The sequence below is a fragment of the uncultured Campylobacter sp. genome, from assembly GCF_938017775.1.
In the GTDB taxonomy this organism is placed as follows: Bacteria; Campylobacterota; Campylobacteria; order Campylobacterales; family Campylobacteraceae; genus Campylobacter_B.
This window is the reverse complement of sequence record NZ_CALIIU010000015.1, coordinates 1-1,435: the sequence shown is the minus strand read 5'-3', so window position 1 is coordinate 1,435 and position 1,435 is coordinate 1. Positions and strand designations below refer to the sequence as shown.

The window sequence follows — 1,435 nt, the reverse complement described above, 5'->3', positions numbered from 1 at the left end:
TCTTAACGATGCGCTAATCAACCGCAAATACCCGCGCCTGCGCCGCTCGCTTACGGGCGTTGATCCGCTAGCCGTGGAGAAGGACATAGCGTTTATGCTAGGCGTAAATGCCGTCATGCAGGGCAATGAAGGGGCTGCGCTTGCGTTTTTTAGCCGCGCGGCTGCGAGCTTTGAGAAGCCTCACGATGTGCACAATGCGAAATTTTGGGTATATCTGCTAAGCGGGGATCAAAATATCGTAAAAGAGCTTGCCGCAAGCGAATACTACAGCCTCTACGCGCTCTATGCCAAAGAGATTTCGGGAAATAAAAATTTAAACATCATCATCCCAAACCCGGCTAAAAATTCCATCGAAGGCTACGATATCACCGATCCTTTCGCTTGGGTTCGCACGAAAAATAGCGCTGATCAGATGTCGCGCCCACAACTTTTGGAATTTGCTAAAAAATTCGACACCAAGCAAAGCATCGGCGAGTACTCATACATCATGAATAAAGCAAGCGGCGGCAAGGATAACTTCTATCCGACGCCGTTTATGGAGTATATCGGCGACGGCGATAACCGCCGCAAAGCGCTAATTTTAGCGCTCGCCCGCCAAGAAAGCCGCTTCGTGCCCGCATCGGTATCTACGTCGTATGCGCTTGGGATGATGCAATTTATGCCGTTTTTGGCTAACGAGATCGGCAAAAAGCAACTCAAAATCGACGGCTTCGATCAAGACGATATGTTCCGCCCGGAAGTCGCTTACCGCTTTGCTAACATCCATATCGACTGGCTGGAGCGCAAAATTTATAGCCCGGTTTTCATCGCATACGCTTACAACGGCGGGCTTGGGCTCGTCAAAAAGATGCTTCAGCGCGGCGATATGTTTAATAAGGGCAAATTCGAGCCGTGGCTTAGTATGGAGCTCGTGCCATATGCCGAGAGCAGGGACTACGGCAAAAAGGTACTCGCAAATTTTATCATCTACTCGCAGATCCTCGATCCGCGCGCGAAAGTCTCGGTGCAGCAGGAGCTGCAAGATCTGCTGATCCCCTCTCGCAGCGATAACTTTCGCTAAAGCTAACGGCGAGTTCGGAGGATGATTTTAAAAAGCGATGAGCAAGGAATTTTAAAAGCCGTCGCTTCAACAAAAGCGCAAAATTTGCCCGCCAAGAGCTTAGACTGGCAGATCAAAACGGCGAAATTTTACCGCAAAAGTAGGCAAGGCGTTATAAAATCGTGCGAATTTATTTTGACTTCAGTGGTTAAATTTTATCTATTAATGCCTAATGACGACCATTTCCAGATCTGCACGAAAGGTGGCGTGCCATGCAAATTATCGCGACCGTAGTTCTCATAATAGCCGCCATTTTGTGCGTATCGTCGTTTAAAGACGAAAAGAAACGCACCGCAAATTTAGCGGCTTGCTTGTTTTTTATGACGTTTACGTATT

Annotated in this window: 1 protein-coding gene; it reads left to right on the top strand. The window is 48.2% G+C overall.

Going from position 1 to position 1,435, the window contains the following annotated elements:
• On the top strand, positions 1-1,060 hold a 1,060-nt coding region (locus Q0537_RS02870), incomplete at its 5' end, for a lytic transglycosylase domain-containing protein (protein WP_299224958.1).
• Positions 1,061-1,435 lie beyond the last annotated feature (375 nt).